Annotated in this window: 32 protein-coding genes, 1 tRNA gene and 3 pseudogenes; 8 read left to right on the top strand and 28 right to left on the bottom strand. The window is 62.0% G+C overall.

The genetic code is table 11. The features are described from left to right. Window positions 1-62: 62 nt before the first annotated feature. From rpsU to BTO02_RS33510, 5 genes and pseudogenes are all read left to right on the top strand, one after another. Window positions 63-275 (top strand): 30S ribosomal protein S21, encoded by a 213-nt coding sequence (rpsU, locus tag BTO02_RS33550; RefSeq protein ID WP_075159061.1) that lies wholly within the window; start codon window positions 63-65, stop codon window positions 273-275. A gap of 161 nt (window positions 276-436) precedes the next feature. Then, window positions 437-880: pseudogene (locus tag BTO02_RS33545) on the top strand (GatB/YqeY domain-containing protein). Between the two features lie 167 nt (window positions 881-1,047). After that, window positions 1,048-2,924, top strand: a pseudogene (gene dnaG / locus BTO02_RS33540) (DNA primase). Window positions 2,925-3,072: 148 nt separating this feature from the next. Further along, window positions 3,073-5,468, top strand: a pseudogene (gene rpoD, locus BTO02_RS34040) (RNA polymerase sigma factor RpoD). A gap of 180 nt (window positions 5,469-5,648) precedes the next feature. Further along, window positions 5,649-5,736 (top strand) — tRNA-Ile (locus tag BTO02_RS33510). A 148-nt stretch (window positions 5,737-5,884) separates the two neighbouring features. Here BTO02_RS33510 and BTO02_RS33505 read toward each other — a convergent pair. The 11 genes from BTO02_RS33505 to BTO02_RS34645 all read right to left on the bottom strand — a co-directional run bounded on the left by BTO02_RS33505 (window position 5,885) and on the right by BTO02_RS34645 (window position 11,155). Beyond that, entirely contained in the window at window positions 5,885-6,412 is a 528-nt protein-coding gene (locus tag BTO02_RS33505) for a hypothetical protein (protein WP_075161215.1), read from the bottom strand. Window positions 6,413-6,597: 185 nt separating this feature from the next. Then, complete coding sequence (locus tag BTO02_RS33500) at window positions 6,598-7,677, bottom strand: hypothetical protein (protein WP_083615279.1); 1,080 nt, start codon at window positions 7,675-7,677, stop codon at window positions 6,598-6,600. A gap of 588 nt (window positions 7,678-8,265) precedes the next feature. Further along, complete coding sequence (locus BTO02_RS33490) at window positions 8,266-8,505, bottom strand: hypothetical protein (protein ID WP_075161213.1); 240 nt, start codon at window positions 8,503-8,505, stop codon at window positions 8,266-8,268. Next, window positions 8,499-8,999 (bottom strand): hypothetical protein, encoded by a 501-nt coding sequence (locus BTO02_RS33485; RefSeq protein WP_075161212.1) that lies wholly within the window; start codon window positions 8,997-8,999, stop codon window positions 8,499-8,501. The genes BTO02_RS33490 and BTO02_RS33485 overlap by 7 nt, the downstream gene beginning before the upstream one ends. Beyond that, the gene (locus BTO02_RS33480; RefSeq protein WP_075161211.1) at window positions 8,999-9,445 is read right to left on the bottom strand and encodes a hypothetical protein; all 447 of its coding nucleotides are present in this window, start codon (window positions 9,443-9,445) and stop codon (window positions 8,999-9,001) included. Before BTO02_RS33480 ends, BTO02_RS33485 begins: the two co-directional genes overlap by 1 nt. 24 nt (window positions 9,446-9,469) lie before the next feature. After that, complete coding sequence (locus BTO02_RS33475; protein ID WP_075159054.1) at window positions 9,470-9,658, bottom strand: hypothetical protein; 189 nt, start codon at window positions 9,656-9,658, stop codon at window positions 9,470-9,472. Further along, the gene (locus BTO02_RS33470) at window positions 9,655-9,858 is read right to left on the bottom strand and encodes a hypothetical protein (protein ID WP_075159053.1); all 204 of its coding nucleotides are present in this window, start codon (window positions 9,856-9,858) and stop codon (window positions 9,655-9,657) included. The genes BTO02_RS33475 and BTO02_RS33470 overlap by 4 nt, the downstream gene beginning before the upstream one ends. Beyond that, window positions 9,855-10,361: a hypothetical protein gene (locus tag BTO02_RS33465; protein ID WP_075159052.1), complete on the bottom strand. Its 507-nt coding sequence runs from the start codon at window positions 10,359-10,361 to the stop codon at window positions 9,855-9,857. Before BTO02_RS33465 ends, BTO02_RS33470 begins: the two co-directional genes overlap by 4 nt. Before the next feature lie 137 nt (window positions 10,362-10,498). After that, window positions 10,499-10,669 (bottom strand): hypothetical protein, encoded by a 171-nt coding sequence (locus BTO02_RS35580; RefSeq protein ID WP_332262276.1) that lies wholly within the window; start codon window positions 10,667-10,669, stop codon window positions 10,499-10,501. Window positions 10,670-10,706: 37 nt separating this feature from the next. Continuing rightward, window positions 10,707-10,946, bottom strand: a complete 240-nt coding sequence (locus BTO02_RS35575) for a glycoside hydrolase family protein (RefSeq protein ID WP_332262275.1) — start codon at window positions 10,944-10,946, stop codon at window positions 10,707-10,709. Between the two features lie 2 nt (window positions 10,947-10,948). Further along, a complete protein-coding gene (locus tag BTO02_RS34645; protein ID WP_156884063.1) occupies window positions 10,949-11,155 on the bottom strand; it encodes a hypothetical protein in 207 nt (68 codons plus the stop codon). Between the two features lie 368 nt (window positions 11,156-11,523). Here BTO02_RS34645 and BTO02_RS33450 point away from each other — a divergent pair, with 368 nt between their 5' ends. The 3 genes from BTO02_RS33450 to BTO02_RS33440 are packed head-to-tail and all read left to right on the top strand — an operon-like array spanning window position 11,524 to window position 12,493. Continuing rightward, window positions 11,524-11,814, top strand: a complete 291-nt coding sequence (locus BTO02_RS33450; RefSeq protein ID WP_075159049.1) for a transcriptional regulator — start codon at window positions 11,524-11,526, stop codon at window positions 11,812-11,814. Continuing rightward, window positions 11,814-12,197 (top strand): hypothetical protein, encoded by a 384-nt coding sequence (locus tag BTO02_RS33445; RefSeq protein WP_075161210.1) that lies wholly within the window; start codon window positions 11,814-11,816, stop codon window positions 12,195-12,197. Before BTO02_RS33450 ends, BTO02_RS33445 begins: the two co-directional genes overlap by 1 nt. A 29-nt stretch (window positions 12,198-12,226) precedes the next feature. After that, window positions 12,227-12,493: a hypothetical protein gene (locus tag BTO02_RS33440; RefSeq protein ID WP_075161209.1), complete on the top strand. Its 267-nt coding sequence runs from the start codon at window positions 12,227-12,229 to the stop codon at window positions 12,491-12,493. 19 nt (window positions 12,494-12,512) lie between these two features. On the opposite strand, the gene BTO02_RS33435 is transcribed toward BTO02_RS33440, so the two are convergent. The 17 genes from BTO02_RS33435 to BTO02_RS33355 form a co-directional block, all read right to left on the bottom strand. Next, window positions 12,513-13,220, bottom strand: a complete 708-nt coding sequence (locus tag BTO02_RS33435; protein ID WP_156884062.1) for a hypothetical protein — start codon at window positions 13,218-13,220, stop codon at window positions 12,513-12,515. Window positions 13,221-13,321: 101 nt separating this feature from the next. Further along, window positions 13,322-13,531, bottom strand: coding sequence for a hypothetical protein (locus BTO02_RS33430; protein ID WP_232243617.1), 210 nt, complete (start codon window positions 13,529-13,531; stop codon window positions 13,322-13,324). Window positions 13,532-13,539: 8 nt separating this feature from the next. Further along, window positions 13,540-13,836 (bottom strand): hypothetical protein, encoded by a 297-nt coding sequence (locus BTO02_RS33425; protein ID WP_156884061.1) that lies wholly within the window; start codon window positions 13,834-13,836, stop codon window positions 13,540-13,542. A 220-nt stretch (window positions 13,837-14,056) separates the two neighbouring features. Next, a complete protein-coding gene (locus BTO02_RS35470) occupies window positions 14,057-15,652 on the bottom strand; it encodes a hypothetical protein (protein ID WP_075159046.1) in 1,596 nt (531 codons plus the stop codon). A 65-nt stretch (window positions 15,653-15,717) separates the two neighbouring features. After that, window positions 15,718-16,377, bottom strand: coding sequence for a hypothetical protein (locus BTO02_RS33415; RefSeq protein WP_083615276.1), 660 nt, complete (start codon window positions 16,375-16,377; stop codon window positions 15,718-15,720). Continuing rightward, window positions 16,377-17,561, bottom strand: coding sequence for a baseplate J/gp47 family protein (locus BTO02_RS33410; protein ID WP_075159045.1), 1,185 nt, complete (start codon window positions 17,559-17,561; stop codon window positions 16,377-16,379). Before BTO02_RS33410 ends, BTO02_RS33415 begins: the two co-directional genes overlap by 1 nt. Beyond that, on the bottom strand, window positions 17,551-17,937 hold the full coding sequence (locus BTO02_RS33405; protein WP_075159044.1) for a hypothetical protein: 387 nt from the start codon (window positions 17,935-17,937) through the stop codon (window positions 17,551-17,553). The genes BTO02_RS33410 and BTO02_RS33405 overlap by 11 nt, the downstream gene beginning before the upstream one ends. Before the next feature lie 10 nt (window positions 17,938-17,947). After that, window positions 17,948-18,592 (bottom strand): hypothetical protein, encoded by a 645-nt coding sequence (locus tag BTO02_RS33400; RefSeq protein WP_075159043.1) that lies wholly within the window; start codon window positions 18,590-18,592, stop codon window positions 17,948-17,950. Then, complete coding sequence (locus tag BTO02_RS33395; RefSeq protein ID WP_075159042.1) at window positions 18,589-19,707, bottom strand: hypothetical protein; 1,119 nt, start codon at window positions 19,705-19,707, stop codon at window positions 18,589-18,591. The genes BTO02_RS33400 and BTO02_RS33395 overlap by 4 nt, the downstream gene beginning before the upstream one ends. 1 nt (window position 19,708) lies before the next feature. Next, the gene (locus BTO02_RS33390; protein ID WP_075161205.1) at window positions 19,709-20,722 is read right to left on the bottom strand and encodes a LysM peptidoglycan-binding domain-containing protein; all 1,014 of its coding nucleotides are present in this window, start codon (window positions 20,720-20,722) and stop codon (window positions 19,709-19,711) included. Then, window positions 20,722-22,752: a phage tail tape measure protein gene (locus tag BTO02_RS33385; protein ID WP_075161204.1), complete on the bottom strand. Its 2,031-nt coding sequence runs from the start codon at window positions 22,750-22,752 to the stop codon at window positions 20,722-20,724. Before BTO02_RS33385 ends, BTO02_RS33390 begins: the two co-directional genes overlap by 1 nt. After that, window positions 22,749-23,231, bottom strand: coding sequence for a hypothetical protein (locus BTO02_RS33380; RefSeq protein ID WP_156884060.1), 483 nt, complete (start codon window positions 23,229-23,231; stop codon window positions 22,749-22,751). The genes BTO02_RS33385 and BTO02_RS33380 overlap by 4 nt, the downstream gene beginning before the upstream one ends. Before the next feature lie 166 nt (window positions 23,232-23,397). Next, window positions 23,398-23,775, bottom strand: a complete 378-nt coding sequence (locus BTO02_RS33375) for a hypothetical protein (RefSeq protein WP_075159034.1) — start codon at window positions 23,773-23,775, stop codon at window positions 23,398-23,400. A gap of 2 nt (window positions 23,776-23,777) precedes the next feature. Beyond that, window positions 23,778-24,212, bottom strand: a complete 435-nt coding sequence (locus BTO02_RS33370) for a hypothetical protein (protein WP_075161202.1) — start codon at window positions 24,210-24,212, stop codon at window positions 23,778-23,780. A gap of 28 nt (window positions 24,213-24,240) precedes the next feature. Next, the gene (locus tag BTO02_RS33365) at window positions 24,241-26,235 is read right to left on the bottom strand and encodes a hypothetical protein (protein ID WP_075161201.1); all 1,995 of its coding nucleotides are present in this window, start codon (window positions 26,233-26,235) and stop codon (window positions 24,241-24,243) included. A gap of 92 nt (window positions 26,236-26,327) precedes the next feature. Continuing rightward, the gene (locus BTO02_RS33360; protein ID WP_075161200.1) at window positions 26,328-26,564 is read right to left on the bottom strand and encodes a hypothetical protein; all 237 of its coding nucleotides are present in this window, start codon (window positions 26,562-26,564) and stop codon (window positions 26,328-26,330) included. Beyond that, window positions 26,561-26,782 carry a hypothetical protein gene (locus BTO02_RS33355; RefSeq protein WP_075161199.1) on the bottom strand — a complete coding sequence of 74 codons (222 nt, stop codon included), beginning with the start codon at window positions 26,780-26,782 and terminating at the stop codon, window positions 26,561-26,563. The genes BTO02_RS33360 and BTO02_RS33355 overlap by 4 nt, the downstream gene beginning before the upstream one ends. Between the last annotated feature and the right edge of the window lies 1 nt (window position 26,783).

Genomic DNA, 26,783 nt, shown 5'->3' with positions numbered 1-26,783 from the left:
CGTGCTTTTATGCAGAAGGTCTGCTATACTTCCAACCCTTTGCCCAAAACCGTTATTGAAAGATGACGACCATTCGCGTAAAAGAAAACGAGCCCTTCGAAGTCGCGATGCGCCGCTTCAAGCGCACGATCGAGAAGAACGGTTTGCTGACCGAGCTTCGCGCGCGCGAGTTTTACGAAAAGCCGACATCCGAGCGCAAGCGCAAGAAGGCGGCGGCCGTCAAGCGGCACTTCAAGCGTCTGCGCAGCCAGATGCTGCCGAAGAAGTTCTATTGATCGCATCGCGGCGCCCGGCCCGGCGCGAGGTGGTCCGCGTTCGAGAAACCCGCTTCACGCGGGTTTTTGTGTTCTGCGTGTTACACACTAGGGCGCGCAACGCCTCGCCCGGACGCGCATTCCATTCCCGCAACACCTTCACAACGTATGGCAGGTGAACGATGAGTCTTAAGGTTCGGATCAACGACGACATGAAGGCCGCGATGCGCGCGCGGGAGGCAGAACGCCTCGGCACGATTCGGCTGCTGCTTGCGGCAATCAAGCAGCGCGAAGTCGACGACCGTATCGAGCTCGACGACGCCGGCGTCACGGCGGTCATCGACAAGATGATCAAGCAGCGCAAAGACTCGATCAGCCAGTTCGAAACCGCGGGCGCACCGATCTCGTCGCGAAGGAAAAGGGCGAGCTCGACGTGCTCGCGGCTTATATGCCCGCGCAAATGTCCGATGACGAGATCGCCGCGGAAGTTCAGGCAGCCGTCGCGCAGACGGGCGCCGCCGGACCGCAGGATATGGGCAAGGTGATGGGCGTGCTGAAGCCGAAACTGGCGGGCCGCGGACATGACAGCGGTATCGGCGAAGGTCAAGGCCGCACTCGCGAAGTAACGGTTTTCCGCGGACAAGGTCGCGCGGAATGACGCCGCTCTCCTTGCGCCTGCTCGCATGTTGTTGCCTGTGTCCGTTTCCGCGCGGGCGTCCTATCCTGTTCAGAACGCATGGCCGACGCAACCGGCGGACGGCGCACCGGTCCTTTTGAAGGCAACGCAAGTATCGTGATTCCGCACTCTTTCCTGCAGGACCTGCTCAACCGCGTCGATATCGTCGACGTGGTGGGCGGTATGTGCAGCTCAAGAAAGGCGCGCGAACTTCATGGGGCTTTGCCCGTTCCACAACGAGAAGAGCCCTTCGTTTACGGTTAGTCCGACTAAGCAGTTCTATCACTGCTTCGGTTGCGGCGCGCATGGAACGGCGATCGGCTTTCTGATCGAGCATGCGGGGCTGACATTCCCTGAAGCGGTCAACGAGCTTGCGCAAGCGGTGGGCCTGACGGTGCCGCATGAGCCGTCGATGCGCGGCGTAGCTGGCGGCGCGAATGGTAGCGGCGGCGAAGGCTATGGCCCGGCCGTATCGAAGGCCGTCACGACGGCGCTGTCGGACGTGATGCAGACCGCGTGCGATTTTTACCGCAAGCAGCTGCGTGGCGCCGAATGCGATTCAGTACCTGAAAAAGCGCGGACTGACCGGCGAGATCGCGGCGCGCTTCGGTCTCGGTTACGCCCCGGATGGATGGCAGAACCTCGAGGTGGCGTTTCCCAATTATAGGGACGAAGCACTTGTCGAAGCTGGCCTTGTGATCGTCAGCGAAAAGTCGGATGCGCAGGCCAGAATCGCCGCTACGACCGGTTTCGCGAGCGCGTGATGTTCCCGATCCGCAACGTGAAAGGACAGGTCATCGGTTTCGGAGGCCGCGTGCTCGACGGCGGCGAGCCGAAGTATTTGAATTCGCCGGAAACGCCGCTATTTAACAAAGGCAGCGAGCTTTACGGGCTTTTCGAAGCGCGGCTCGCGATCCGGGAACAACGGTACGTGCTGGTAGTTGAAGGGTATATGGACGTCGTCGCACTGGCCCAATTGGGGTTTCAGAACGCGGTGGCGACGCTGGGCACGGCCTGCACGCCGATTCATGTGCAGAAATTGCTGCGCCAGACCGATACGGTGATTTTCAGCTTCGACGGCGACGCAGCCGGCCGGCGCGCGGCACGTCGCGCGCTCGACGCGTGCCTGCCGCATGCGGCGGACAACCGGACGATCCGGTTCCTGTTCCTGCCGACCGAACACGATCCGGACAGCTATGTGCGCGAGTTCGGCACCGAAGCGTTTGCGGCGCAGGTCGAGCGGGCCATGCCGCTGTCGCAGTTCATGCTCAACGAGGTCCTTGCGGGCAAGGAACTGGACCAGCCCGAAGGCAGGGCGCGCGCGCTCTTCGATGCAAAGCCGTTATTGCAGGCGCTGCCGGCCAACGCGTTGCGCGCACAGATCATGCACATGTTCGCGGATCGCCTCGATGTGCCATTCGACGAAGTGGGCACTGTGCGAGGTCGATGCGCGGATTGCCGCCGCTGCGCGTTCGGCGCCCGCGCGCAAGGATCGGCGCAGTGTAACCGGTATCGAGCAGCGAGCCTTGCGCAACCTCGTCATGCATCCGCGCATCGCGGCGGTGCTCGACGAGGACGCAGAACGAGATTTGCTGGCAGTAACGCGTCATGCGGAGCTATTCGAGGAGGTGCTGACCCACGCGCGAGCATTGGGGGAAACGGCCGAATTTCAATTGCTGTCCGATCTATTGCGCAATGGTGCGAACGCCCCAACCTTCGAGGAAATCTTTCGCGAAATTCTGGACTATGATGAAAACGTTCGGGATTTGTTGCTGAAAGACCCCGAGGATGCGAGCGTCGCCGAAGAGCGTCGCGAGCATGAACGGCTCGCTGGCGAGGAACTGAAAGCGGCGATCCTCAAGATGCGCTATGACGCGTCCCGTGAACGCCTTGATCAGTTGGCTCGTCAGTCCAGACATACGCCGGAAGAACTGGCGGAATTCAACGGTTTGAGTCAAAGGTGCGCTGACATGAAGCGCCTGCTCGGGCTGTGAAGACGGCTGAGAAAAGACTGTGAAGCGACTGTGAAGCGACTGTGAAGCGGAAGTGACGAGGGAAGGGCTGAAACGCAGGTGCTATAATAATAGGTTTTCAGCGGTTTTGGTTTTTTTTATTTCCAGGCAAAGGCGAAAGGCGATTGCAATGGTAAAGACTACAGGCGGAAAGAAAGCGACAGGCAAAGGCTCAGGGCAGCCGACCACGAAGGTCACAGAGGCCAGGTCCGCAACTTCCGTAACAAAAACGTCTGCCGAGAGCGCCACGCCAGCCAGGAAGCGTACTTCCACCGTTTCCGCCGCGCGAGCGGCCCCGGTGCAGGCGGCGAAAGCTGTCGCAGCGGTGACGAAACGGCCGGGCGCCGGAAGCTCGAAGGAAGACGCAAGGGACGCGGCTGCCGCGCAGGACGATGCGGCAGTGCGCGAATCTCCAGTATCCACGGTTCAACCGGCTGTTGTCCACCAGCCGCGAGTCGAGACTACAGCCGGTACGGCGAACTCCATGACGAAAAAGCTGAACGAAGTATCCGTCGATGACGACGCAACCACCCAGAACGAAGAAGTCGCAACTCCCGTTCAGGGCAAAGGCGAAAAGGCCAAGGCACGCGACCGCCGGGCGAAGGAAAAAGCGCTGCTGAAGGATGCGTTCGCCTCCACGCAGCCGGGCACCGCGGAAGAGCTCGAGGAGCGGCGCTCCAAGCTGCGCGCGTTGATCAAGCTCGGCAAGGAACGCGGCTTCCTGACCTACGCGGAAATCAACGACCACCTGCCGGACAATTTCGCCGAGACCGAGGCGATCGAAGGCATCATCAGCACGTTCAACGACATGGGCGTGGCTGTCTACGAGCAGGCGCCCGATGCCGAAACGCTGCTGCTGAACGACAACGCGCCCGCCGCATCGTCGGACGACGAAGTCGAGGAAGAAGCGGAAGTTGCGTTGTCGACGGTCGATTCCGAATTCGGTCGCACGACCGACCCGGTGCGGATGTACATGCGCGAGATGGGCACGGTCGAACTGCTCACGCGTGAAGGCGAAATCGAAATCGCGAAGCGGATCGAAGATGGCCTGAAGCACATGGTCATGGCGATCTCCGCATGCCCGACCACGATCGCGGACATCCTCGCGATGGCTGAGCGCGTCGCGAACGAAGAGATCCGCATCGACGAACTCGTCGACGGTCTGATCGACGAAAACGCCGAAGACGCGGACGGCTTCTCGGAGCAGGAAGCGGAAGCGATCGAGAGAAGACGAGGAAGCCGAAGAGGGCGAGGAAGAAGAGGAAGAGGACGACGACGGCGCCGCGCAAGCGACGGCGAATGCCGCCCAGCTCGAGGCGTTGAAGCGCATGTCGCTCGAAAAATTCGCGCTGATTAGCGAATGGTTCGACAAGATGCGTCGCGCGTTCGAGAAGGAAGGCTACAAGTCGAAGTCGTACCTGAAGGCGCAGGAAACGATTCAGAACGAGCTGATGTCGATCCGCTTCACCGCACGCACCGTCGAGCGTCTGTGCGACACGCTGCGTGCGCAGGTGGACGAAGTGCGCCAGGTCGAGCGTCAGATCCTGCACACGGTCGTCGACAAGTGCGGCATGCCGCGCGCCGAATTCATCGCCCGCTTCCCGGGCAATGAAACGGACCTCGAGTGGTCGGACAAGATCGTCGCCGAAGGTCATTCGTACAGCGCGATCCTGACGCGTAACATCCCGGCGATCCGCGAGCAGCAGCAGCGTCTGCTCGATCTGCAGGCGCGCGTGGTGCTGCCGCTGAAGGACCTGAAGGAAACCAACCGTCAGATGGCGGCCGGCGAACTGAAGGCGCGTCAGGCCAAGCGCGAGATGACCGAAGCGAACCTGCGTCTCGTGATCTCGATTGCGAAGAAGTACACGAACCGCGGTCTGCAGTTCCTCGACCTGATCCAGGAAGGCAACATCGGTCTGATGAAGGCCGTGGACAAGTTCGAATACCGCCGTGGCTACAAGTTCTCGACGTACGCGACGTGGTGGATCCGTCAGGCCATCACACGCTCGATCGGACCAGGCGCGCACGATCCGTATTCCGGTTCACATGATCGAAACGATCAACAAGATGAACCGCATCTCGCGTCAGATTCTGCAGGAAACCGGACTCGAGCCGGATCCGGCGACGCTGGCCGAGAAGATGGAGATGCCGGAAGACAAGATCCGCAAGATCATGAAGATCGCGAAGGAACCGATCTCGATGGAAACGCCGATCGGCGACGACGACGATTCGCATCTGGGCGACTTCATCGAAGACACGAACACGGTTGCACCGGCCGATGCCGCGCTGCATGCAAGCATGCGCGACGTCGTGAAGGACGTGCTCGACTCGCTGACGCCGCGCGAAGCGAAGGTATTGCGCATGCGTTTCGGTATCGAGATGAGCACGGACCATACGCTCGAGGAAGTCGGCAAGCAGTTCGACGTCACGCGTGAGCGTATCCGTCAGATCGAGGCGAAGGCGCTGCGCAAGCTGCGTCACCCGAGCCGTTCGGACAAGCTGAAGTCGTTCCTCGAAGGGAATTGACGTTAGCCACCCGCCGCTTCGGCTTCATTCGGTGAAGCGAAGCGGTCGGGCCGCCATCTGCATGCGGGGCTTCCGGGTGTTTCGTACGGTACGCGAAGCAGTCCCGGAAGCCCCGATTTCGTGTAGTATGTCGGCCAATCAGCGATCAGGCCCGGCCTTGCGACCGGGTCTTTTTCTTCTTGGCCGGACGCCGTGCTGGTTGCAGGCAGCGGACTCATAATCCGCCTCCGAAAGGACACCGTGGGTTCGAATCCCACCCGGCCCACCAGGGTTAGCGGGCAATAACGAGCCACAGAAGATTTCCGCAATCCAAGATCTTTTCCGCAATTGCGCATCGGGAGATTGCGCCTCAAGAGCAGCGGAAACGAAACAGCCACCCGAAGGTGGCTGCTCGAAAAGATGATGAGGCGATAAAGTTACCTCAGCTCATTCCACGAATTCAGCGTCACCGATCCGGTAATAAAAACTGAGTAAGCGGAGCCGGCCGGAATGATCAAGTTGGTCGCGATGGCGTGACCGGTGGTGTTGTCGTTTCCAATCTGCGCGACGAGACCATCGATGGTAATGGCGATAGACCCGCCGCCGACGCCGCATGTTCCTGCAGCATAGACGATGATCGGCTTTCCAGTTGTGTTCGTATAGGTGGTCCCTAACGTGCGGGATGCCGTTACATCGATGATCGTTTGCGCTACGCCCAGCACTTGGCTTTGGTTGACCGCCTGATTTGGGCTTGTTGACGCAGAGGTCGCAAGCGGTAGCGGAGATGCAATGTTTTCGACTTGCCCCAATTGGACGGCGTGCGCGCTTTCGGTGGCCGGCGCTACTTGCTGGGCGCCGGCATCGCATGACAGCAACACCCAGCACAGGTCGCCATCGTTCAGCAGTGAGCCGACGAACGAGACCAAAGTTGCGATACCACCTTCGACGATCTCATCGCCTTGCAACTGCTGGCCGCGAGACCGAAGATCGGGGCCGCGTGGGGCCATCAGGTGCGTAAGTCGACGGGCCGTCGTTCGTCGCGGCCGCACGGAATTTCTGAACCACACCGGACGTGGTCGGGAGTGCCTCAAGCGGCACGGAATTGGTTGCAGTGTATGTCGTCATCTCTGTTCCAATGGATGTGGGTTAATCAGAAGGAGTACGAATTCAAACCGAGTTCTGCGTTGATGACGCCCGTTGTTGCTGTCGTGGTCAGCACATAGAAGAGCGTCTGAGGAATTGTGATCATCGACCTGCTGCTGCCATTTCCCGAGAACACATCGGGCGGGTTGAAACCCGCCACCATGCCGACGCCCGCACCAGTGGAGGTCGAGGCGACGATAAAGTCCGCAGAGATACCGGTCTGCCCTCCCACGCCGACATTTCCATTGAGTTCGGCCGACTTGGCGTTCATCGGAACCGCCGACGCAATGCTGAAAGCTTTAAACGTTGAGGTCAGAACGCCGGAATTCATAACGGTCACCGGCGCGATCCCGATGGAGCGCTCTTTCTGAAAACCCACTTTCAGTTTGCCGGCCGAGTCAGTGGGCCAGACCGAGATCAGTTCCGTGTACGTAAAGCCGGTAGGCAAGTTTTGGCCACCGTACGTTTCACCGACGATCGAGCTGGTTGCGTTCGTCGCGAAAATGCCTCGCGTTCCTGCCGTCGGATTCCAGGCCGCGTAGATGCCGACATAGCCGTTCGCCGGCGGCGATCCTGCATCCATTCCGCCGATGCCTACCGGTCCGGCCAGGTTGAGCGTCTCGTTGAACGACGACAGGATGATCGGGAGGCCGCCGAGACCTGTTTTGAGGACCAGCTCGTCGGCGGTGAATGTGAGAGTCGACGCGGCCGCTGATTGAATGGCCGCGAGGTTTCGCGTTGCGCCGGCAACCGTCGTTACCTGGCTCAACTGCGCTGCCTGCTCGCTGGCGATTGCGGGGGCAACTTGCACTGCGCCTGCCGTGCACCCGACGAGGATCCAGCAAAGCTCGCCGTCATTCAAAAGCGGTTCGACAAATGAAACGAGCGTGGCGATGCCGCCTGCAACGATTTCATTACCTTGAAGCTGTTGACCACCGAGGCCAAAAATCGGCGCTGGTGCGAGGCCATCCGGCGCATACGTTGAAACGCCGTCGTTGGTCGAGGCGACAAGAAATTCCTGTTTCACACCCGAGATGGTCGGCAACGCCGGCATCGGGACGGGGTTGTTTGCGGTGTACGTCGTCATACTTGTTGAGCTCCATCATCAAGCACGTTGAAAGGCCACGACCACGTGTCGGCCGTGGCAGCCGTCGTTACGATCCGCGCGGAAAAATGGCGGGAGCACGGGGTGAGGCCGTGCGGAGAATGCGCGGATATTCACCGCATGGTTGCGGTGATTTAGGTCGCATGCGACGGGTATACTGTACATCCATACAGTATTTTTTGTGTGAAGAATATGCGACCGAAGCTGCCGGAATTCCCGTCACCGACGACGGAGCAGTTGCGCGCGATCTACGCACGCTCGGATCAGGACGTGCGCAATGTTGTGCTGGAGGTCATACGGCTGCGCCAGCTGGTAGCTGACGCGGATGCCTGTCGCGAGACGATCGACAAGTGTTGGAAAGCTGAAGGGTTAGGCCAGCTCGTTGCGCTTTATGAGTTCCGGATACTGATGCAGACGAACGCTCGAGGATGGGCTTCATCAGCGAATACAAGGGGAAGGCTGACGAGCAGCCGCGCGATGCGGGTGATGACGGAGGTGCGGCGACGCCCGCGTGAGCGTCGCCGAAATACAGCCTTTGGACTGTAAAACGAAAATACAGCTGATAGCCTGTTAAGCGGCCTTCGGCTGCGGCGCGTAGATCGCCGTAATGCGGCTCGCGACGAGATCGATGCTGTGATCGTCCTCATCGAATCCCCCGGGCCACGCATCGGCCTGAATGGTCGTATAGCCGACGTCGTGCAGCCACATCACATCGCCCGGCCTGTGAATCCAGTCGACGAGAAACGGCAATAGATCGTCGAGCCGCGGATACCCGAACCAGATGTCGCGGCCATTCGCGACGATCACCATGCCGGCCAGTTCTTTCTCGAAGCGCGCGTAATACGCGGCATTCGCGCCCTGGGCGGCTCGAAGCAGTGTAGCTTGCCGATCTGCGCGGCCGGCAGGAACAGTGGCGTGTACGAGGTGCGCCAGCCGCCGAGCGAGTGCCCCTCGACGTTGAACACGGTACCGGCCGGGACCTGCGAGAGTGCCCACTGCCAGATCTCATGGCAGCCGTCGTACGCGCCGCGCGTGACCTTCGCGCCGCCGCCAACATCGACCGGCCACAGGTCGACGTCATCGAACAGATCGCCGAGCTGATGATCGCTGAAGCGCGTGCCGCTGATCGAGAGACACACCTCGCCGGCGGCGTCGCGCGACAGCACCGCCTGGCTATCGCCATCCTTGTACTGGCCGATCCACTGGCAGCCGAGAGCTTCGAACGCAGCCTGCGCTTTCGCCGGATCCATCACATACGCAGCCTGTGCACGGAGCACTGCTGCGTAGAGCGCGGCGAGATCCATCAGGCGCTCGCCGCGGTCGACGCCGGCGCCGGCGGCGCGGCGGTGGGCGTGCCGTAGACGGCCAGCCAGTTCGACACGATCGACGCGGCGCCGAGCGCGAGACGGATCGTCGCCCGCGTGCCGGCGTCGATCGGCAGCAGCGATAGGAGGCCGATAGCCTGCGGGATCACCGTGTTCACGAGGCTTTGCACGTTCGACGGATCGAGCGTTGCGACGGCCGCGCACAGCTTGCCGTTGTCCTGCGCGAGTAGCGCGAGATTCGGATCGCCCGGAATCGATGCGCTCAGATCGAGCAGCGTCGGCTGCACGACCGCGCACGCCTTTACAACGTTCGTTTGAGCCTGCGCGGCGAGCGTCGCGAGGTTCTGTTGCTGTGCCGACGTGCAGCCAGCGAGGATAGCGATGGACGCGACAAGGCCTGCCGCGAGCAGCATGAGTTTCTTCATGGTGAGTGTTTCCAGGAGAGGTGGTTAGAACTTCCAGCGGATGCTGGCTTTGACGGTTGGTGCTTCGGCGCCCTTCACGACGGAAAGGCTCAGGCGAGTCGATGGCGGGATCTCGGCATAGACGATCGCGCCGGGCTGTACGTCGAACTGCTTATCGAGCACTGGCAGCACTTGTACGTGTGTTACCAGCGCCAGCAACGCAGCGCCGATCACTGCGCTGGCGCGGCCGGTTGCTTCGCGGCACGCATCTGCGTCAGCTTGTGCGCGCCGGCCACGATCAGCACGACGAGCGCGCTCTGCACGTCGAGCGGCAGCGTGACGTGAAACAGGCCTGCGACATACGAGACAACGGGTGCGACGACAGCGCCCGCGCCGACTGCGGTCGCCGTATTCAAAGGGGACGTCTGGTTCATAGATGCTCCGGGTCGTGGTGAATCACTTCGGTTGGAGAGAACTGGTAACCCTCGCGCGCGTATTTCTGCGCGATCCAGATCGGGTACGGCAGCATGTGAATGCCGGCGTCCTTTGCCGTGTGGAACTGCTTGCCGAGAAGCACGCCGTTGACGGTCATGTCGTCGACGAAGCGATACGGGTCGAACGGCTTCGCGGCGAGAAATGACAGCCAGTCGAACGCGGCGGCGTGCGGGCCCCACAGGCCTCGCTTGCAATCGGCGGCGAACTTCGGCCAGTCGATGATCTCGGCGTAGCAACGCTCGATCGGATGGTGGTGCGCCTCGAGCGGCGCACCGAGTTCTTCGGCCGTCTTGTTTGAGATGAAGCACCGCGCGCCATCGCGCTCGAGGAGTTGCGCGCGTGAGCGCCGGAATAGCGACGTCGTCGTGCGCGGGTCGTGGCCGGGCAGCAGCACGTCGACCTCGATGGTTTCTTTCTGTTCGTGGACTTGTTGGACGCTCATGGCCGTAAACGAAAAAGCCCGCGCGCGGCGGGGCGATTGCAAACCTTGGTGGAAGGCGAACGGTTGCTAAGGTAAAGATGCTCGACGTTTGAGCAATCTCGTCCTCGGCCCCGTCTCGAAAGTGGTGGGGCCGTTTTTTATGTCGTCGGCATGACGCCCGTCTCCATCGCCTGCGCGAGACGCTGCGCGCGGCCGTGCACCTGTCGCGCCCACAGCGAGGCGCGCATGCCGGTGGCGGCCGCGGTGTAAAAGCCCTGCTTGATGTTTGTGAGCGTGTTGCGGAAGGTGAGCAGAGTGCCGATGCCCATGTTGAAGCACATGTTCGCCATCACTCGCTGGCGCACTTCATCGAGCTGTCGCCCATGGCAGAAACCGGTCGAGGCTCGCGCACGCGGTCTGGATGTCTTCGGCGAGCAGCTGGTTGACCTGTGCATCCGTGAGCGGGAAGGTCCAGTCCTTCGGTATCGGGTTCGCCTTCATGTTGCGGCCGACACCGATCGTCTGATTGCCGGTCGAATCGATGTAGGGCGAGTACTTCGTGCCCTCGTCGCGCCGCAGTTCCGCTTCGAGCAGGGTGATGTTCATGGCTAGACGATCGCGAGAATCAGCTTGACGGTGTCAGCGAGCCACAAAGGGAAATGGCCGTGGACCGCATAGAAAAGCACTGCGTAGAGGGCGAAGCAGGGGATCACGACGGGGAACAGCACCTGGCGCAAAACGAAGCGCCAGCCTTGCGCGATCCGGCAGAAGAAACGCACGGCGCGCGTGCCTTCGTCCCACGTCTCGACGATCACGCGCGTGTCCTTTTTGATCTCCGTTACGGCGGCCGCGATAGCCCGATCTTTTCGTCTTGCGACTGCAGGTGCTCGCGTACTTCTCGGTCGCTACGGTCGAGCCGTTGCTCGAGCTTTGAGAACCGCCGGTCGCCATCTTTCAGGCGCTCTTCGACGCGCGCGGACGCGCCAGCTTTCTGCTCTGTCATTGGTCCCCGAGAAAAGAAAAAGCCGCCTCGTGGGCGGCTGGTTTTGACGCACTTGACTTATGGACCGTTGGTCCTAGCATTGATCGCACTGGCACCTCGCACTTCGCGCGGTCCGACACCCCGAAAGGACGATCATGAAGCTCAGCTTTCGTGCGCTTTTTCGCGCTCTCTCAAAACGACATGCAATACACGCCGCCGAGTCCAGAGGACATCGAGCGCCTGAAAACGGAGCTCGGACTCACCGGTCAGCAGATGGCCGACCTGTTCGGTGTGGCCGGCAATCGGGCATTTCGGCGATATACGTCGCCGTCAGGGAACAACCGGCGCGAGATCAGCGCTCACATGTTGTTCTTCGCGATGGCGCGACTCGAATTGAGCGCCGATGCTATCGAGCGAATCCTCGATCGCATGCGCAAAGCCGGCGCAACCATCGACCTGTCGGCTCCCGCTGGAGAGCAGCCGCCGTCGTAATGACGCTCGGCTGCGCGGCCGCGACGCAGGCGCGAGCCGACTATATCAACGACTACGTGCAGGGCGAGATCGGCATCGGCGCCGCGAAGTATCAAACGCAAGACGGCCGCTGGCTGCAGCAAGGCATCCCCGGCGGATCGAGCGTCACCAGCAAGCCGCCCGCATTCTCTCTAGGCCTCACCGGCCCGCTCATCACACGCGGCAAGTGGGGAATCGACTGGCATGCCGAATACGTCAATCTTGGGCGCGCTGCCGCTGAATGCTGGTGCACGCCGAATGACGACAACTACGACGCCAACTCTCACAGGTACCAGACAAAAGTGAACGTTCCTCAAGCCTACTTCACAGGCGAGGCCGGTCTCAGGGGGCTGCACTCACGTTAGAGCCGTATTACTGGCTCCATGGCGTGCGATTGGGCGTCGAGGCCGGCGCATACATCCACCGGGATAGCTGGTCGGAGAGCGTATCCGACTGGCAGGCATGGCCCGGTGTTCCGAAGCAGAACATCAGCATCTCGGACTCATACTGGTCCGTTGCACCTGTCGTCGGCGCTTCGGTCGGCAATGGCCGGTTCACGCTGTCATACCGGCACTACTTCATGCGCCTCAATAGCAACTCGCGGAACATCCCGCCGCTGTGGAATGACGCCGACGTGCTGGAAATGAAGGTCAAGTTTTGACTCCGCTCTGTGGAGTGCTTTACGCCGATTCTGCGGCATCCGATGCTTGTTCAAGCTCTCGCAATTGGGCTGCCGTCCATTGGGTCATTTGATGGTACTGGCAGCCCCTGCAAGCGTCCTCCGCCAGAGAACCGTCGAGCAACCCTGCCCGAATTCCCCAATAGAAATCCGAGTTAAAAATGTCGTTGATCGGCTTGTCGATGAACTCGGGATGATGTGTGAGATTTCCAGCCCCATGCACCTGGGGCATATGGCAGCACACGACGGTTGGATAAATTCCTTGCCGGTTCTTGGAGATACGCGGAGCATGCACCCACGGCACGTTGCAAGTCTTAATCGCCACGCTCAGTTTGTGCGCTTCCTTTGCGCGATTCGGTATCACGGGCGAAACCGGCTGCGGCACGTCATCTCGTAACGCGTCTTCCAGATGAGAGGTTAGCGATAAGTCGACGCCTAAGCGCTCCGCCTCATCTTTAGCTTCACGGATGATTGGCGCAAGATTTTCCTTGGACATATCCAAGGAAACATTTAGACCTTTGATGTTGAACGGGGCGCCACGTACCTCGGCCGCCTGCGCAAACACTTGGGGGATCCCTACCGAATGCGCGAAACGCACCATTTCCGGGAGTTCATGGATATTTTGGTCCATGACAACCATCATGATCTGTAACGTCTCGCAGTTCTCGCCTAACCTCTTGATCTCGGCAACTTCCTTCACGTTGCGCACGACGTTCTTCCAGACTGATCCTTGGCGGATTCGCTCATACGTTTCTTGAGTCGCTCCATCCATTGAAAGGCCAACGCGATCGGCATGTTCGAATGCCTCCTTTATCCGTCCGCGTACCGGGATGTCCCGTTGCTGATCATTGAGATCTTGGCGTCAGGGAAAAGCTCCTTGAATCGACCGTAAATCGTGCCGAGTTCAGGGTTTAACGTCGGCTCACCAGACGTCATGTCTAAAATTTTAGGGCTGCCGAAATGAGCGCCCTCGATGGCCATCGATGCGAAAAGCATTTCTGCTTCATCGACCGAGATCATCGGCCCCTTCATGCCAGCGTGACCCGGGCACATGATGCATTCCAGGTTGCAATTTCAGTAGCACCGACTGCGATCGCCTCGGGAACCGCCTTCAATCGACCCTTTCTGCCGAGATCAATCGCACGACCGATAATCGCCTCAGCACGGGCAAGCACCTGCTCATCCGTTTCCGGATTGATCGGCTCAATTTCAGGGGCGGACAACTTCTCGCTGCTATCCAGTCTGGAGATTGCCCGCCCGACGATCCTGTGCTTTATAGACATGGAAAGCCGAGATATTGCGGCTCCAACACCCGTTTGAATCATGTCATTGCACCCCATGTTATTGGGGTGCATCGTATCATGTCGAGACGGAGAAAACTCCGTTGCTATAGGTCCATCCGATCGATACCGGTCCTGCATTGGCCGGGACAAGAACGGCAGTCTGCCCAGATTGAGGCGACCAGTCTTGAGTGTCGCCATCCCAAACGATCGTATTTACTACGATTCCGTTTTCTACAAGAGCGTAGGTTTGCATCTCCATAAATCACCATTCGAAGTTAATCTGACCGCGTCCACCTGACGTACCATTATTCGAAGCAGCGCCGCCGGAACCACCGCCGCCACCGCCAGGCGCAGCGCCAGAACCTGCCAAACCAGTGGCGCCACCCGCTCCTGCACCACCTCCGCCCCCAGTTGATCCGCCTTGGCCGCCTGTTCCACTGGCGCCAGCACCTGATCCACCCGAAGCGCCCGGGATGCGCGTTCCAGCGGCCCCCGTTCCGCCGGTGCCACCGCTTCCGCCATTGCCTCCGCCGGCTGCGTTTGCCGCTCCTCCGCTACCGCCTGCGCATGTAATGGTAGTGCTACCAGCCGTGAACGACGTCGTTCCTCCTGTGCCGCCACCGCCGCCAGGGCCCGGAGCGGCTCCCGCCGCTCCGATTGCGCAGGAAATGATCTGGCCCGGCGTTACTGCGATTACGCCTTCAGCAAATTCTCCGGCGCCCGCACCACCAGCGCCACCATTCCCGGCCGACCCGACGCCGCCGCCGCCACCACCACCGCCCCACATGCGATACCGCAGGAAAAACACGTTCGCGGGGACCGTGAAGTTTCCGGTGCCAGTGATGGTTTGGAGGCCGTGATTCTGAACCTGCCCCAACGTCACCGCATGATTGCTTGCCGTAGCGGGAGATATTTGGAGAGAGCCGCCAGTCTGTCCGCTCAGAACAAATTCCGTGAGCGATGCGCTATATAGCACCGTGTATTGCTTGCCCGCGACGATCTCGCCGCCCTGAAGCGCACCGGCCGCACCAACCAGAGGAACCGAGCCGCCGCCCGCGTTGATCGTGCACGGCCCGGTGTTATTGTTTGCGGCCTTGAAGACGATTTCCTGTCCATCGGTGTACGACGTGATGGGCGGCGTCAGCGCGAGCGCGACCTGGTTTGCCGTGGTGCTGCTGTCTACTGCATATTGCGATGAGCCGAGCTGCATCATCTTCAGCAGGCTCGTGATCTGCGGCACGCCGGCCGGAACGGAGATATTGCCGGTCGTCACCGTGCTCTGGCCATTGGCGACCGTCACGACCGCGATCGCGGTCCAGCCCGCGTCGACCGAAGGCGTCACCTGCGTGCCGGTCGTCGCCGCGACACCGGCCTTCGCCTGAATCGCACAGACGCCCTGACGCTCGGTGGGCAGCGGAGCGCCATTGCCACCCTGACCGTTCAGCGGCTGCTGCGGATTCGCGCTGTTGAAGAAGGGCAATACGACCGGTGTCGTGTCCTGATCCTGATACTGGACTTCGATCAGGTAGTTGATGCTGAAGCCGCTCGTCGACGGCGCGGGGGTCGAGATCGTCTGGGCCGCCATGTTGAGGCCCTGCTTCAGGATGACGTCTGAGTCGGCGCCCAGCGATCCCCACGTCGTCGCATCGACCTGCGCCATCGTGTAGATCTCGCCGATGCCGACGAGCACGTTCAGCGCGGCCGGCGAATTCGGCGTAACGGCGAGACCTCGCACAATCGTGTTGCTGCCGAGCGCAGCTTGCGCGAGCTTCGCGATAGCGATCATCGTGGCGCGCTGCGCGAACAGGAAATCGACGCTGCGGCCCTGTTCCTGCGTATAGACGGTTGCGCGATCCATTCAGGCTCCAGAAAAAAGAAAAAGCCGCCCGAAGGCGGCTCGTTAAAGCGGAAGGTGAGAGTGGGTCAGGGAGTGACCGGGTTATTGGCGATACGCAGCCATACGACTGTGCCAAGCATCTTGGTCGACTCGACGGCCGCGATGATCGCGGCATCCGTCACCGATGTAATCTGCGCGTCGGACCAGGCACCGTATGAGTCGAATGACCAGCGCCAGGAATCCAGTTCGCCGAGCGACTGAGCATTGGTGATGGGCCGATAGGCCGTCACGAAGCTTTGATAGGGCATCGGCGCGCCCCACTTGCCGACGCCGGTGTCCCAGTAGAAAGCACCGTCGAAGCCGCCTGAGTCGTCGGTCCTGCTCGGTTCAAAGATGTCCGGCGTGCGCCCGGTGACAAGCGTGAGGACCGCCGACATGTTCGCGCGCGTCGGTCCCTTCACGAACAGGTTCGCGAGGATGCGCGCGCGAAAATCGCCGTCCGGTTCGTTCGTCAGTCTGGGCAGCGACGTGCCGAAGAAGTCGTTCGATATGAGGTCGAGGTAACCGTCGGTCGCCGTCGCGATGCGCGTCTGCAGCGCCGCGTAGGTGATCTGCGCGTAGATCGACGACAGTGCCCACGCGGGCCCCTGTAGCGTCGCGTCGAAGTTCGGCGATGCCTTGAACCACGACTTCGGGAACTGCGCCTTCAGGCGACTGAAGATGTCCTGTTGATCGCCCTTAGCCATCAGTTCACCGTGATCGTGCCCGCGACGATCGTCTGCTGCGCGGTTGCGACGAGGTCAGCGTTGCTGCCGTTGATGGTCATGCTGTTCGCGACCGACGCCACGCCGGGGACCGCCCACATGACCGAGAAGAGCTGCGTCCAGAGCAGCGAGCCGCCAAGCGGGATCGACGCGATGAACGATTCGATCGCATTCTTCACGGCAGCCTCGACATCGGGAAGGGTGTACCCTGGCGCCGCTGTGACCGTCGCCGTGACATTCGCGGTCAGGTCCGACGCGGCGAACACGTCGAAGCGGATACTCAGCCCGCGAATCGCATCGATAGCCGAATAGACAGCTTCCTGCAGCGTGTCCGTGAACGGCGAGATGACGACATAGAAATAGCCGTAGAAGGGTGTGCCGTCGATCGCCTCGTTCTCGACGATTTCGTACTGGATGCCCTGTTCGAGGCCGTCGATGGCGGATTCCACCGCCGATTTGATAGCTGCGCGCAGGCCCTGAATGTAGAGCTGGAAGCGCGCCATCACTGCTTCGTCGCTCTCCTGATTCACGCCGTTCGCAAAGGCGCTCGGGTTCGTGACAGTGTCGACGTACTGGATAGCGGTCGAGATCGTCGTGATGCTGCCTGCTGCGACGTTGCCCTGCGTGCCAGCGTTCTGCGCCTGCACGGTGACCTGCGCGCTCGTCACACCGGCCGGGATGATGTACGCATTCGCCGCTGCGTTGTAGTAGGTCTGGGACGAATCGGGAATCACCTGAAACGGCTGCGTACCGTCCGCGGTGAGCACCATTGCCCCGCCGGAATACGTGCCGCCGATGCCGTCCGGATTGGGCGTGAAAACGCCCGCAGGGATCGTCGCTTGCGCAGTCGGCGTGAAGCGCGAGAAGACGACCTGCCCGGTCGATGCGACAGCCTGCTCGCGCGGCGGGCAGCCGAAGTCCGAGATGAACGTGTCGACGTCGTTGCCCTCGGACGTCGAAAGACGCGCGGTCGCGAGCACCTGCTGCACGAGCGATTGCAGCCACATCGTCACGCCGGCGACGGCCTCGACGCGCGCGAGCTCGAGCGAACCGATAACGAACGACAGGAAGACCGCGACGCCCGTCGCCGCAGAGGCGACCGCCGACTGGATCGCCGCGACCTGCTGCTGGACGATCGTCGTGAAGCTTTGCGTGTTAAGAGCCATATGCGGGCACGTTGAAGTTCAGCGTCTGCGGCACGCCCGTGGGCGCGTAGATGTACTGGATCGTCACGCTCAGCAACCCTGTCGCGTCGTGCTGATATGTGATCGTCGGCGGCGGCTGCTTCTGCACATCCGGCTCGACCATCACGACCGAATTGATCAGCGACTGGATCTCGGCAAGCTCTTCGGGCGAGAGCGCGTGGCCGACGAAGCGGCCGAGACCGGCTCCATACGTCGGATGCCAGATGTACGTGCCGGGAGGCGTAAGCAGCCCGCGCACGATGCGCTGGTTGAGTTCCGTTACGCCTGTCGCAAGCAGATCGTCCCCAGAGGCCGAGAACTGAATGTCCTGGCCCCACCAGTGGAAGGAATCGGGCATTGCCTTGCTCTCAGGTCGGTGGGCTGGTCTGACTTCCAGCACCATGTTCAAGGTGGGTGTGGTTGTGCACGCTCTTGCCTTGCGCGGTGAGGTCGTTGTTGACGGTCACGGGGCCGTTCAACGTGGCTTCGCCGCCCTGCGGACCGGTCCCCTGCGTGACCTGACCGTCCAGTTCGATCTGCGGCGAGGAGACCGTCGCCTCGGTGCCAGCGGTAAGACCAATGGTCTGCGTCGCCTGCAGCACGATCGACTTCGATGCCATGCTGATCTGCTCCGGCGCGCCGAACGTCATCGTGCCGTCGTTGTTCAGCCTCACGAAGGATCCGGTGCTGTCGACGATCGCGGCCTGACCTGACTGAACAACCGGCGGCCGCGCGGAGTTATTGAAGAATCGCGAGCCGACGATCGCTACCTCAACGCGCCCGTCGACGAAATCGAGCCGCACTGCGTCGCCGATCGCGGGCCCGAATACCGCGCCGAACCCGTTGCCAACCCATTGCGCGCCTAGCGGGATGAAGCCCGTTTCCTTCAGCGTCGGCATGAGCAGCACCTTCACGGTGTAGTCGTCGGGGTTGTAGGCGCTGATCTGTCCGTACTTCGTGGACATGAAGTTCGCCATGAACTCCGAGACGACGCGCTTGATGTGCTCGATCATGAAAGCGCCACGGTCTGTTGAGCGGTCACCGTCTTACCGTGCACAGTGACCTCGAACCTCGCTGGCTTCGCACGGAACGTGCGGCGCACGCGCGCGGCCTGATAGGTGGTGTCGAAGGGCGTTCCGGTACCCTGCACGACGATGGGCGTCCACGGGTAAATCAGCGTTTCACCAGGCAGCCGGGCGCTCATCTTCAGCTCGTGCTTGCTGATCTGCGTAAGCAGTTCCTGCGCCTTTGCGTCGCACTGCGCCTGCGTCAGGCCGTTGAAGATGAAGTCGAACGTCTGCACGCTCTGCGCAAGGTCCGCGTCCCGCTCGATGCGTTTTGCGGTGCGGCTCGCCGTTGCAATCGACGTGTAGACCGCGTTCTTGTCGCCGTGATAGCTGCGCACGCGCACCTTCACGTCCTGCGCGAGCGTGAGGTCGTGCTCGAACTCGAGGTTCGTCGCATTGCTGGTCGGGTAGGGGCGCTGAGTGTTTGGCGGGTCGCACTGGATCAGGAACGGCTCGTTCGAGAGCGCGCTGCTGAACTTGCCGAAGTAGAGCGTGCGGCCGAGCACGAAGCACTGAAACCCTTCGTGCTGGGCGAGGTACGTGAGCAGCGTCCACATCGTTTTCTCGTGGTGCAGGCTCACGTGATCGAGCGTGAAAAACCGGCCGACGAGATCCGTCGTTGCCTGCACGTTCGGCGTCAGGCCGACCTGTTGCGCGATCTGCGTCGCGATCTGGCTCGCGGTCTGGTTCGGGAATTTGACGTCGATCTTCTGATCGGTCAGCAACGAGGTCAGGTCGCGGCCGGCCAGAGAAATGCCGAGCGTTTGCCAGTTCGGCCGGATGGAATCGATCCGGTACGTCTGGAGCAACGTCATATCGCCGGCGGAATAGTTCATCGGGTCTTTCGGAAACCCGACGTACACGTCAACGAGGATCTCGGTCTGCTGCGTCCACCACGGCCAGTCCGCATAGTTGCCCGGCACCTCGATGCGGATCGTGCCCGCCTCATAGATACCGTTGTGCTCGGCATCCCACAGGTCCCATTCGATGATCTTCGACCCCACCTTCAGGATCGCGCGCGGCGCGGCGAGCGTTCCTGTGGTGGGTAGCTGGTTCAGCATGTCAGGCGGGAATGATGAGCGTGTTGATGCCGGTGAGAACAGGGTCCGTAAGACCGTTGGCTGCCGCTATATCGGTCCATCGGCTTGCGTCGCCATACTGCTGCGACGCGATGGTGTACAGATCGCCGCCGCCGACCGTGATCGACCTTGGGCTGGTCGGCGTCGCAACGAGCGGCAGGTTGGTCTGCATACGCGCGGTGATGCTGCGCAATTCGTACAGTTCGGGCAACTGCACCGTCGCGTTCAATTTCGCCAGTGCGTTGAAGACGTTCTGCGATGCTGGCAAGCCGGGTATCACGCCAGCGCCAGTGGCCACGACGCCTTCAGCGTTCGCGATCATCGACTGCACGCGCGTCGCAACGGCGGCAAGCGGAGCCGCGGCTGCAGCGACAGTCGACACCGCTGCATTCACGACCTGATCGGCGCAGTTGGCCACGCCGCTGATGAACGACGTGACCGCCTTCAGTCCGTTCGCAATCGGCTGCGCGGCCGCCTGAATGTCGCTCATCGCGCTTTGCAGGTCGCCGACCAGACCGTTTAACGTCGAATCACCGAGGCAATTCGAAAGCGTCCCCATGCGCGCCATATCGGTCGCTAGCGACTGTGCCGGCGTAACGGCAGGCACGGAATCGACCGTCGCGGTCTGGTCCTGAATGACCTCGAAGCTGATCCAGTAAGGGACCCGGAACGGGTACTTGTACGTCGCCCGGAACTGGTCGATGACGACCTGATACCGCAGCTGATCCCAGGACAGCGTGCATTGCAGCCCTTCGCGCCGCACCGAATCGAGAAACCGGGCGCGCGGCACCGCCGATGCGAACAGGAAGAGCCCCGACCACTGCAACGGTATGTCGTCGGCGCCCAGCGCATTGATGCGACGACGGCCGCCGATCATGACGTGCTTGTCGAGCAGCTGCGCTCCGCCGAATGGGATGTTTTCCGGAACCTCCGCGCCGCTGAACACGAACGACCCATTCGGCGTGTCGAGCGTGAGCGTGACGAAAGGTGCGGCCATCAGTACATCCCCATGCCAGGGCTAAACGGCGCCGCGTCCGGATTCATGCCGGTGGGGCCCGTAGTTTTGGGCGGAATCATCTTCGACTGAACGTGCGACGCGACTTCGTGACCATCGACGTTCACGTTCACGTGGACGTCAGGCGCCTTGGCCGGGTGCGGCGGAGCCGTGACCTTGTTCCCGAACGAGATGGGCTCGCCGCCTGCGACGTCCTGATAGAACTTCGCCTGATCGTCCGGCGACATCTTGGACGTCACGCTATCCATCGCGTGATGGATCAGGTAGGCAATGCCGCCGAGCACCAGCGCGCCGATCGAGATTGCGCCGCCGGCCTCCGCGATCGCGGCAGCGCCGATCGCTTCGCCTGTGAGCGACGTCGCCGCTTCGGCAATCAGCGTCGCCGTCGTGCGCGTCAGATATTTCGTGAGGCTGACGACGCCTTTTTCGACCCATCCGGCCGCACTCTTGGCGCCTTTCCACGTGGTGAGACCGGCAACCGCGCCTCCGAAGAGCAATCCGAAGTCGAGCGCGCCTCCCGCGATGGGATGGTCTTTCGAAAAATCGGCTGTCGCTCCGAAGAACGAGCCCGCGCCTCGAAGGGCCGAGTTGATCGGCCCCATGAGCGTTGCTGTGCCGTTCATCAGCATGATGTTGGCGTTCGCGATGGTCTGGTCCGCAAGGCCGACCGTGCTGACCTGCTGCATCATCCTGCCCACGTCCATCGGCGGCTGGGACAGGTCCTTCAGCCCCGACAGAGCATGCAGGTTTTGCAGCGTCGTGTCTTCGCTGAAGAACGATGCGCCGCGTTGACCCTGCGTGCCGAACGCCATCTTCAGAAGGGCGTTGAACTTGAGCGGCTCCATCTTCTGCCGGTCGTCGGCAAGAATGGATACGATTTTCATCAGGTCCATGCTGCCATTCGCATAGAACTGCGCCTGGTTGCCGCGATATAGACCGAGATCGTGCAGTGCCTCGTTCTGTTTCCTGTTCGAGAACAGCCCGCTACCGAGCGTGTTCGGCAGGGTGTTACCCGCCATTGCGTTCAGCCACGTGCCACTCTTCGTGTTCATGATGCCGCCCTGCATCATCGTGGCGACGAGCAGCATCACATCACTCGAATTTGCGCCGGCGGCATGGAGTGCCGGAAGTGCGTAGCTCGCAGCGCGCGCAATCTGCCCGAGCGATGCGTGCGAGGTGAGAGACGCCTGGAGCATCGACTCGAAAAGCGGCTCAGCCTGCTTCGGATCGTACGCACCCGCCATGTGAGACAGGCCGATAAACGCGTCCGTGGACTCGGTCATCGAGACGCCTTTCAGCTTCGCCTCGAGCGCGATGTACGGCATCGCGAAGTCCATCATCTGCTTCTGCTTGTCGGGCGACAGCGTACGCAGCAGCCGGGAACCCTCCAGCATCGACTCGCCGAACGGCTCAATGCGGCCGCCCGTAGCCCACGCGTACTTGCTCGCGTACGCCATTTCGCGATCGCGCAGGTTCTCGATGCTCGGCTGCCACTGGTCGAACGGCACCTGCGCGGTAGCGACCGCCTTGACGTTCTGATCGGTCAGGCGGGCGTTCTCATATGCGCCAAAGAGCATTCCGGCCGTGGCGACGCCCGTCGCCGTGCCGATGCTGCCGCTCGCGCGCGGCTCAGCGGTCGCACCTGCCGGGCCGCCACCACCGCCGGGCACCCGCGGACCGCCGGGGACGCCGGGCGTGCGCATGCCGGCAGCCTCGGTTCGCGCGGCCGCCATATTGCGCGCGAGGTCAGCGCTGCTGGCCGCCATCGTGTCGAGCACGTAACTGGCGCGCGTGAGACTGCCTGCGCTGTCACCGAGCGCGGTAGCTGCGGTCGCCGCCTTGTCGAAGCTGCGCGCGATGCTCGCCCCGGCCGCCGACGCCTTGCGCGCATTCGAGGCGAACTCGAGCATGGCGGCGTTGGCCTTGTCGGCCCACTCCACGATGCGCATCAGCGGGCCGGATACGTTGTCCTCCAACGTGGCGCCGACGCCGATTGCGTACGCGTTGATCATTTTTTGCCTGCCAGAGTGTCTTCGACGGCCTGTCCGACGATATTCACGATGTTTTCGGCGTGCCGGTACATCGCCGTCGCGAGCACCGGGCGCGGCGGAATGCCTTCCGGTGTGCCTTCTTCCTGATAGACCATGATCTCCGACTCGCTACCCACTATAAACTGGCGCGCGTCAGATTCATGCTCGACGCTGTCACGAAGGCCACCTTTCACCAGCAGCGGCGTGTTCGGCCCAGCGTCGTCGGCTGCCTCGCCGTCGACGATCGCCTGAATGTGTTCCTGCTTCGTCTCGTCTTTCAGCTCGGCCCAGGGAGTCAGCGGCCCCATGTCTTCGCGCTGGTAGTGGCCGAACTCGGCTTTGGCCTCTGCCGTGACGAGGATGGCGCCCGTCTCCATTGCTGCGGCATAGGCGACGTCGAGCTCGGCCACCGCGCGCTCCATCGCTCGCGCGAAGGCACCGAAGGACTGGTACGTTTTCATTCAGGGCGCGCCCATTCCATCTGTGACCACGACCACTTGCGGCCCTCAAGCTCGCCGACGGCAATACAAAAGCCCAGGAGATTCGAGCGCGAAAGCTTCGTCGCGACTTCCCACGGGACCCCCGACCTTGTCAGCATCAGCACCTGACGCAGGCCCGAGTCCCGGCTTATTTTTTTGCCTGATCGACCAGATCTTTCTCGTCGCGCCTGTCGAAAGCATTCACGCCGCGCTGAAGCGCGGCGAGCCCCTTATGGCCGAGACGGGTCACGAGGCCGCGCATTTCGCGCAACGTGGTGCACGGCGAGAGACGCTCGTCGTTGATCGCACTCAGGTAGATGAGCGGCAGGTACATACGCACGAGACGCGCGTTGTCGGCTGCCTCCGCTCCCATCGCCTGCACCATGTCGTATTGCGCGAGCGGGCCCGGGTAGGTGAGGGTGAGCGTGCGGCCGTCGCCGACCGGCACGTTGAGCGTATCGCCCGTGATCATGAGCTCGTCGTTCAGCTTGTCGCCACTGGTTTCGGTAACGTTCAGTTCGGTCATGGTCAGTTGAGTTGAATGCGCGTGCTGGCAGCAAACGACACGCGCTGGATCACGTTTTTCTCGGCCTCGGCGTCACCGGCATCCTCGAAGTAGAGAACGACGCCCTGGTACTGGAAAGTACTCACGACGCCGGCCACTTCTTCGATGGTCTCCTGAATAAAGCCGGGTGGCTGGTTCACACCCGCGTAATACGAGGCTTCGATCGAGGCGAAGTAGGCGTCCAGCGTCGCATCGGCGCGCGACACTTCGAACGAGCCCTCCCAGCCGCCCTCCTGAAAGTTGAGCTGGATTGGCAAGCTGTTCAGCGGCTTGACCGTGAGCTTCTGGTTGATCTTGCGGCGCTTGAAGTTCAGCAGCGTCGGCAGCACGAGGGGGCCCGTCGCCGTCAGGATGTCGAACTTGTAGTCGCGCCCGAGGTTTAAACCGTTTTGCGGCATGGCTTACTCCAACAGGGTGATGGACGGCTTAGGGGTTCTGGACAGGCGTTACGGTCACGGTCTGACCGCCCTCGATGTTCACGAGGAAGTAGCGGACGATCGACAGGTAGGTCACCTTCACGAGCGCCTGCATGTAGCCGAGCGCGACCTGACTGAAGGGGTTGTTCTTCGCGTCGATTTCCACCGACCAGCCGGGTTGTGTCGGCGCGTTGACGTTGCCGATCATGTTGTTGGTCTGCAGGTTCGCGAAGAACGCGTCCATCGCGCCCTTCACGTTGCGGCGCAGGTTGATCGTCTGCACCTTGCCCGGCACATACCCGAACGCGCTCGCGATCGTGAACGCGATGTAGTTCGTCATGCGCGTGTAGTTGTCGCCATTCGTTGCGCTATTGCTGCTCGCGTTCTGGCCGGTGCGGCACGCGAAGATGCTGCCCGCCGGCGCGCCAAGCGTCACGACATCGAGACGCGACGTCGAGCACTGCGCGATCTCCGCGTCGCTATACGTCAGGTTCTGCAGGCTACTTTGCGTCGCGATGATGCCGTTGATTGGAGCGTTCAGGATCGACTGCTCGGGGCTCGTCGCGGCCTGAAGCGCCGACGTGTACGTCGCCGGCGAGACCATGCGCTGGACACCGTTGACCGTATCGTTGAAGAACGTCCAGTCGCCTACCAGGCACATGAAGCCATACCCGTCCACGCCAGAATTCGCGAGATTCGTCGCGCTGTCCGTGATGCTGGTGCCCGCCGGGTTCGCGCCGTGGAAATAGATGCCTTCCTGCAGGCCGAAGGCGAGCTGCGCGCTCCATGTGTTCTGGCTCGTACAGTCGATCAGGTTGCCGACCTGTGCGCCCGATTTGCGCAGGGCATACATGCCCGAGCGCACAAGGCCATCGGCGCCGAGCAGCGTGTTGTCCGACACGCCTGCAGCGCCATCGGTGCCGCCCGACAGCTGGTAGGTCGCCGTGAGGTTCGGCACATTCGGCGACGTGCCGAGCGTCGCGATGACGTTCTGCGACGGACCGCGCAACCCGGATTGCCCGTTGTTCACGGCGTTCACGAGGTTCAGCCACACACTGACCGTCAGGGCGATCGAGCCCGGCGCCGTGGCGCCGCCGCCCGTGAGCGTCGCGGTGGCGCTCGTGTAGCCGTTGCCGGCATTGCTAACCGTGAATGCACCGAGGCCCCACGTCAGCGTGACCGTCGCGCCAGTGCCGGCGCCCGAGGTCGCGGACGGCGACACCGGATTTGCCGGTACCGAGCCGCTCGTGAGCGCGCCAGCGTTCGTGACGGCAAGCGCGGTAATCGCGCCGGCATTGGCGGTCACGGTCAGCAGGACGCCATTCGGCAGCGTGAGCGTGTCACCCGTCTGAAAACCCGTACCCGCAGCAGCGACGGCCGCCGACAGGACCTTGAGGCTGATCGAACCAACAGCCTGCACACCGTTGGCCGCCTGCGGCGCGGACAGGCTCAGCGTCGGCACCGACGTGTAGCCAGTGCCCGGCGTGACCGTGCCACCGCTCACGCCCATGCCCACGTTGTCGAACACCTCCGGCGTGAAGCCGGAACGCGTGACAGAAAGCTTGTACGTGTTCGCAGCGGTGCCCGCCGTGATAGCCGCCGTGATGCCATTGCCGACGACGCCCGTGTACATCCCGGTGAGCGTCATGCCGGTGACCGGCGAGCCGGCGGTGTCTTTCAGCTGTGCGCTGGCGGCCGTATCGGTGCCGTCCGTCACACGCACCAGAATGTAGTTCTGGACGTTGTTCAGGTCGCCGATCGCAACGGCCGTCGCGATGTCGTGCAGGCGGTTCGTGACCGGGCCGATCAGCTGCTGCGCCTGCGCGCCATTGCCGACACCCATCATCGGCGCATTGACGGGACCCCACGAACCGACGCCGACCAGACCGAGGCCATCGGTCGCCACGCCGTTAATGAACGCGACGCTGGGCGGCTGGATGATGACGTACAGGTCCGGCGCCTGCAGTGCGGTCTGATTGATCTGACCAGCTTGAAAGACGGGCATCGTTTGCTCCGGGCGTAAAAAAGCCCGCGCAAGGCGGGCCGGAAATAAAAAAGCCGCCTCGAGGGCGGCTTAGGTGCGGAAGTGAGAGAAGATCAGGTGCGCATCAGCAGGCGCGGCGGGATATGGAGGTTCGGTTTCTTGCCGTCGACGAACGAGACCTGAATCTGCCACGCGTGCCGGCTCCAGTCGACGCCGAACTGCTCGCGCATGATCTGGATGAAGGCTTTCTTGATGCGCACGCAGACTTGCGGCGTCGCTTCCTGTCCGACGAAGCGATCGACAGCGAGCCTCAGTGCCGCGGCAGCCGGACGGTTCAGATCGGCGCTCAATCAAGCACCTTGTGCACGTTGCGAGCCTGCACGGCATTGGCGAGGACCGCCGCAATCGTTGCCTCATCGCGGATCGCGTCTCCTTTGCGATAGGTGCCAAAGGCGTGCCGCACGATGAGGTAGTGGCCGAGCGTGTTCGCGGGCGCATTTTCGGCTTGCGCTACTTCGCCCGACGTCTCTTGCGTATCGGTAACTGCATCGGTTTGCCTGGATGCCATG

Source organism: Paraburkholderia sp. SOS3, assembly GCF_001922345.1.
GTDB lineage: Bacteria > Pseudomonadota > Gammaproteobacteria > Burkholderiales > Burkholderiaceae > Paraburkholderia.
The sequence above is the reverse complement of the archived record's forward strand: the minus strand, read 5'-3'. Positions and strand labels throughout refer to the sequence as shown.

Bases quoted from the DNA above. Each gene is read 5' to 3' on its own strand.
- BTO02_RS33485 (WP_075161212.1), bottom strand. From the start codon at position 8,999: ATGGATCTCGCCGCGCTCTACGCAGCAGTGCTCCGTGCACAGGCTGCG.
- BTO02_RS35575 (WP_332262275.1), bottom strand. From the start codon at position 10,946: ATGAACATCACCCTGCTCGAAGCGGAACTGCGGCGCGACGAGGGCACG.
- BTO02_RS33395 (WP_075159042.1), bottom strand. From the start codon at position 19,707: ATGCTGAACCAGCTACCCACCACAGGAACGCTCGCCGCGCCGCGCGCG.
- BTO02_RS33370 (WP_075161202.1), bottom strand. From the start codon at position 24,212: ATGCCGCAAAACGGTTTAAACCTCGGGCGCGACTACAAGTTCGACATC.
- BTO02_RS33400 (WP_075159043.1), bottom strand. From the start codon at position 18,592: ATGATCGAGCACATCAAGCGCGTCGTCTCGGAGTTCATGGCGAACTTC.
- rpsU (WP_075159061.1), top strand. From the start codon at position 63: ATGACGACCATTCGCGTAAAAGAAAACGAGCCCTTCGAAGTCGCGATG.
- BTO02_RS33425 (WP_156884061.1), bottom strand. From the start codon at position 13,836: ATGATTCAAACGGGTGTTGGAGCCGCAATATCTCGGCTTTCCATGTCT.
- BTO02_RS33445 (WP_075161210.1), top strand. From the start codon at position 11,814: ATGACGCTCGGCTGCGCGGCCGCGACGCAGGCGCGAGCCGACTATATC.
- BTO02_RS33390 (WP_075161205.1), bottom strand. From the start codon at position 20,722: ATGGCCGCACCTTTCGTCACGCTCACGCTCGACACGCCGAATGGGTCG.
- BTO02_RS33385 (WP_075161204.1), bottom strand. From the start codon at position 22,752: ATGATCAACGCGTACGCAATCGGCGTCGGCGCCACGTTGGAGGACAAC.
- BTO02_RS33480 (WP_075161211.1), bottom strand. From the start codon at position 9,445: ATGAAGAAACTCATGCTGCTCGCGGCAGGCCTTGTCGCGTCCATCGCT.
- BTO02_RS35470 (WP_075159046.1), bottom strand. From the start codon at position 15,652: ATGGATCGCGCAACCGTCTATACGCAGGAACAGGGCCGCAGCGTCGAT.
- BTO02_RS33465 (WP_075159052.1), bottom strand. From the start codon at position 10,361: ATGAGCGTCCAACAAGTCCACGAACAGAAAGAAACCATCGAGGTCGAC.
- BTO02_RS33375 (WP_075159034.1), bottom strand. From the start codon at position 23,775: ATGACCGAACTGAACGTTACCGAAACCAGTGGCGACAAGCTGAACGAC.
- BTO02_RS33470 (WP_075159053.1), bottom strand. From the start codon at position 9,858: ATGAACCAGACGTCCCCTTTGAATACGGCGACCGCAGTCGGCGCGGGC.
- BTO02_RS33500 (WP_083615279.1), bottom strand. From the start codon at position 7,677: ATGACGACGTACACCGCAAACAACCCCGTCCCGATGCCGGCGTTGCCG.
- BTO02_RS33355 (WP_075161199.1), bottom strand. From the start codon at position 26,782: ATGGCATCCAGGCAAACCGATGCAGTTACCGATACGCAAGAGACGTCG.
- BTO02_RS33380 (WP_156884060.1), bottom strand. From the start codon at position 23,231: ATGAAAACGTACCAGTCCTTCGGTGCCTTCGCGCGAGCGATGGAGCGC.
- BTO02_RS35580 (WP_332262276.1), bottom strand. From the start codon at position 10,669: ATGGGCATCGGCACTCTGCTCACCTTCCGCAACACGCTCACAAACATC.
- BTO02_RS33490 (WP_075161213.1), bottom strand. From the start codon at position 8,505: ATGGTGATCGTCGCGAATGGCCGCGACATCTGGTTCGGGTATCCGCGG.
- BTO02_RS33365 (WP_075161201.1), bottom strand. From the start codon at position 26,235: ATGCCCGTCTTTCAAGCTGGTCAGATCAATCAGACCGCACTGCAGGCG.
- BTO02_RS33405 (WP_075159044.1), bottom strand. From the start codon at position 17,937: ATGCCCGATTCCTTCCACTGGTGGGGCCAGGACATTCAGTTCTCGGCC.
- BTO02_RS33430 (WP_232243617.1), bottom strand. From the start codon at position 13,531: ATGATCTCGGTCGATGAAGCAGAAATGCTTTTCGCATCGATGGCCATC.
- BTO02_RS33415 (WP_083615276.1), bottom strand. From the start codon at position 16,377: ATGGCTAAGGGCGATCAACAGGACATCTTCAGTCGCCTGAAGGCGCAG.
- BTO02_RS33410 (WP_075159045.1), bottom strand. From the start codon at position 17,561: ATGGCTCTTAACACGCAAAGCTTCACGACGATCGTCCAGCAGCAGGTC.
- BTO02_RS33450 (WP_075159049.1), top strand. From the start codon at position 11,524: ATGCAATACACGCCGCCGAGTCCAGAGGACATCGAGCGCCTGAAAACG.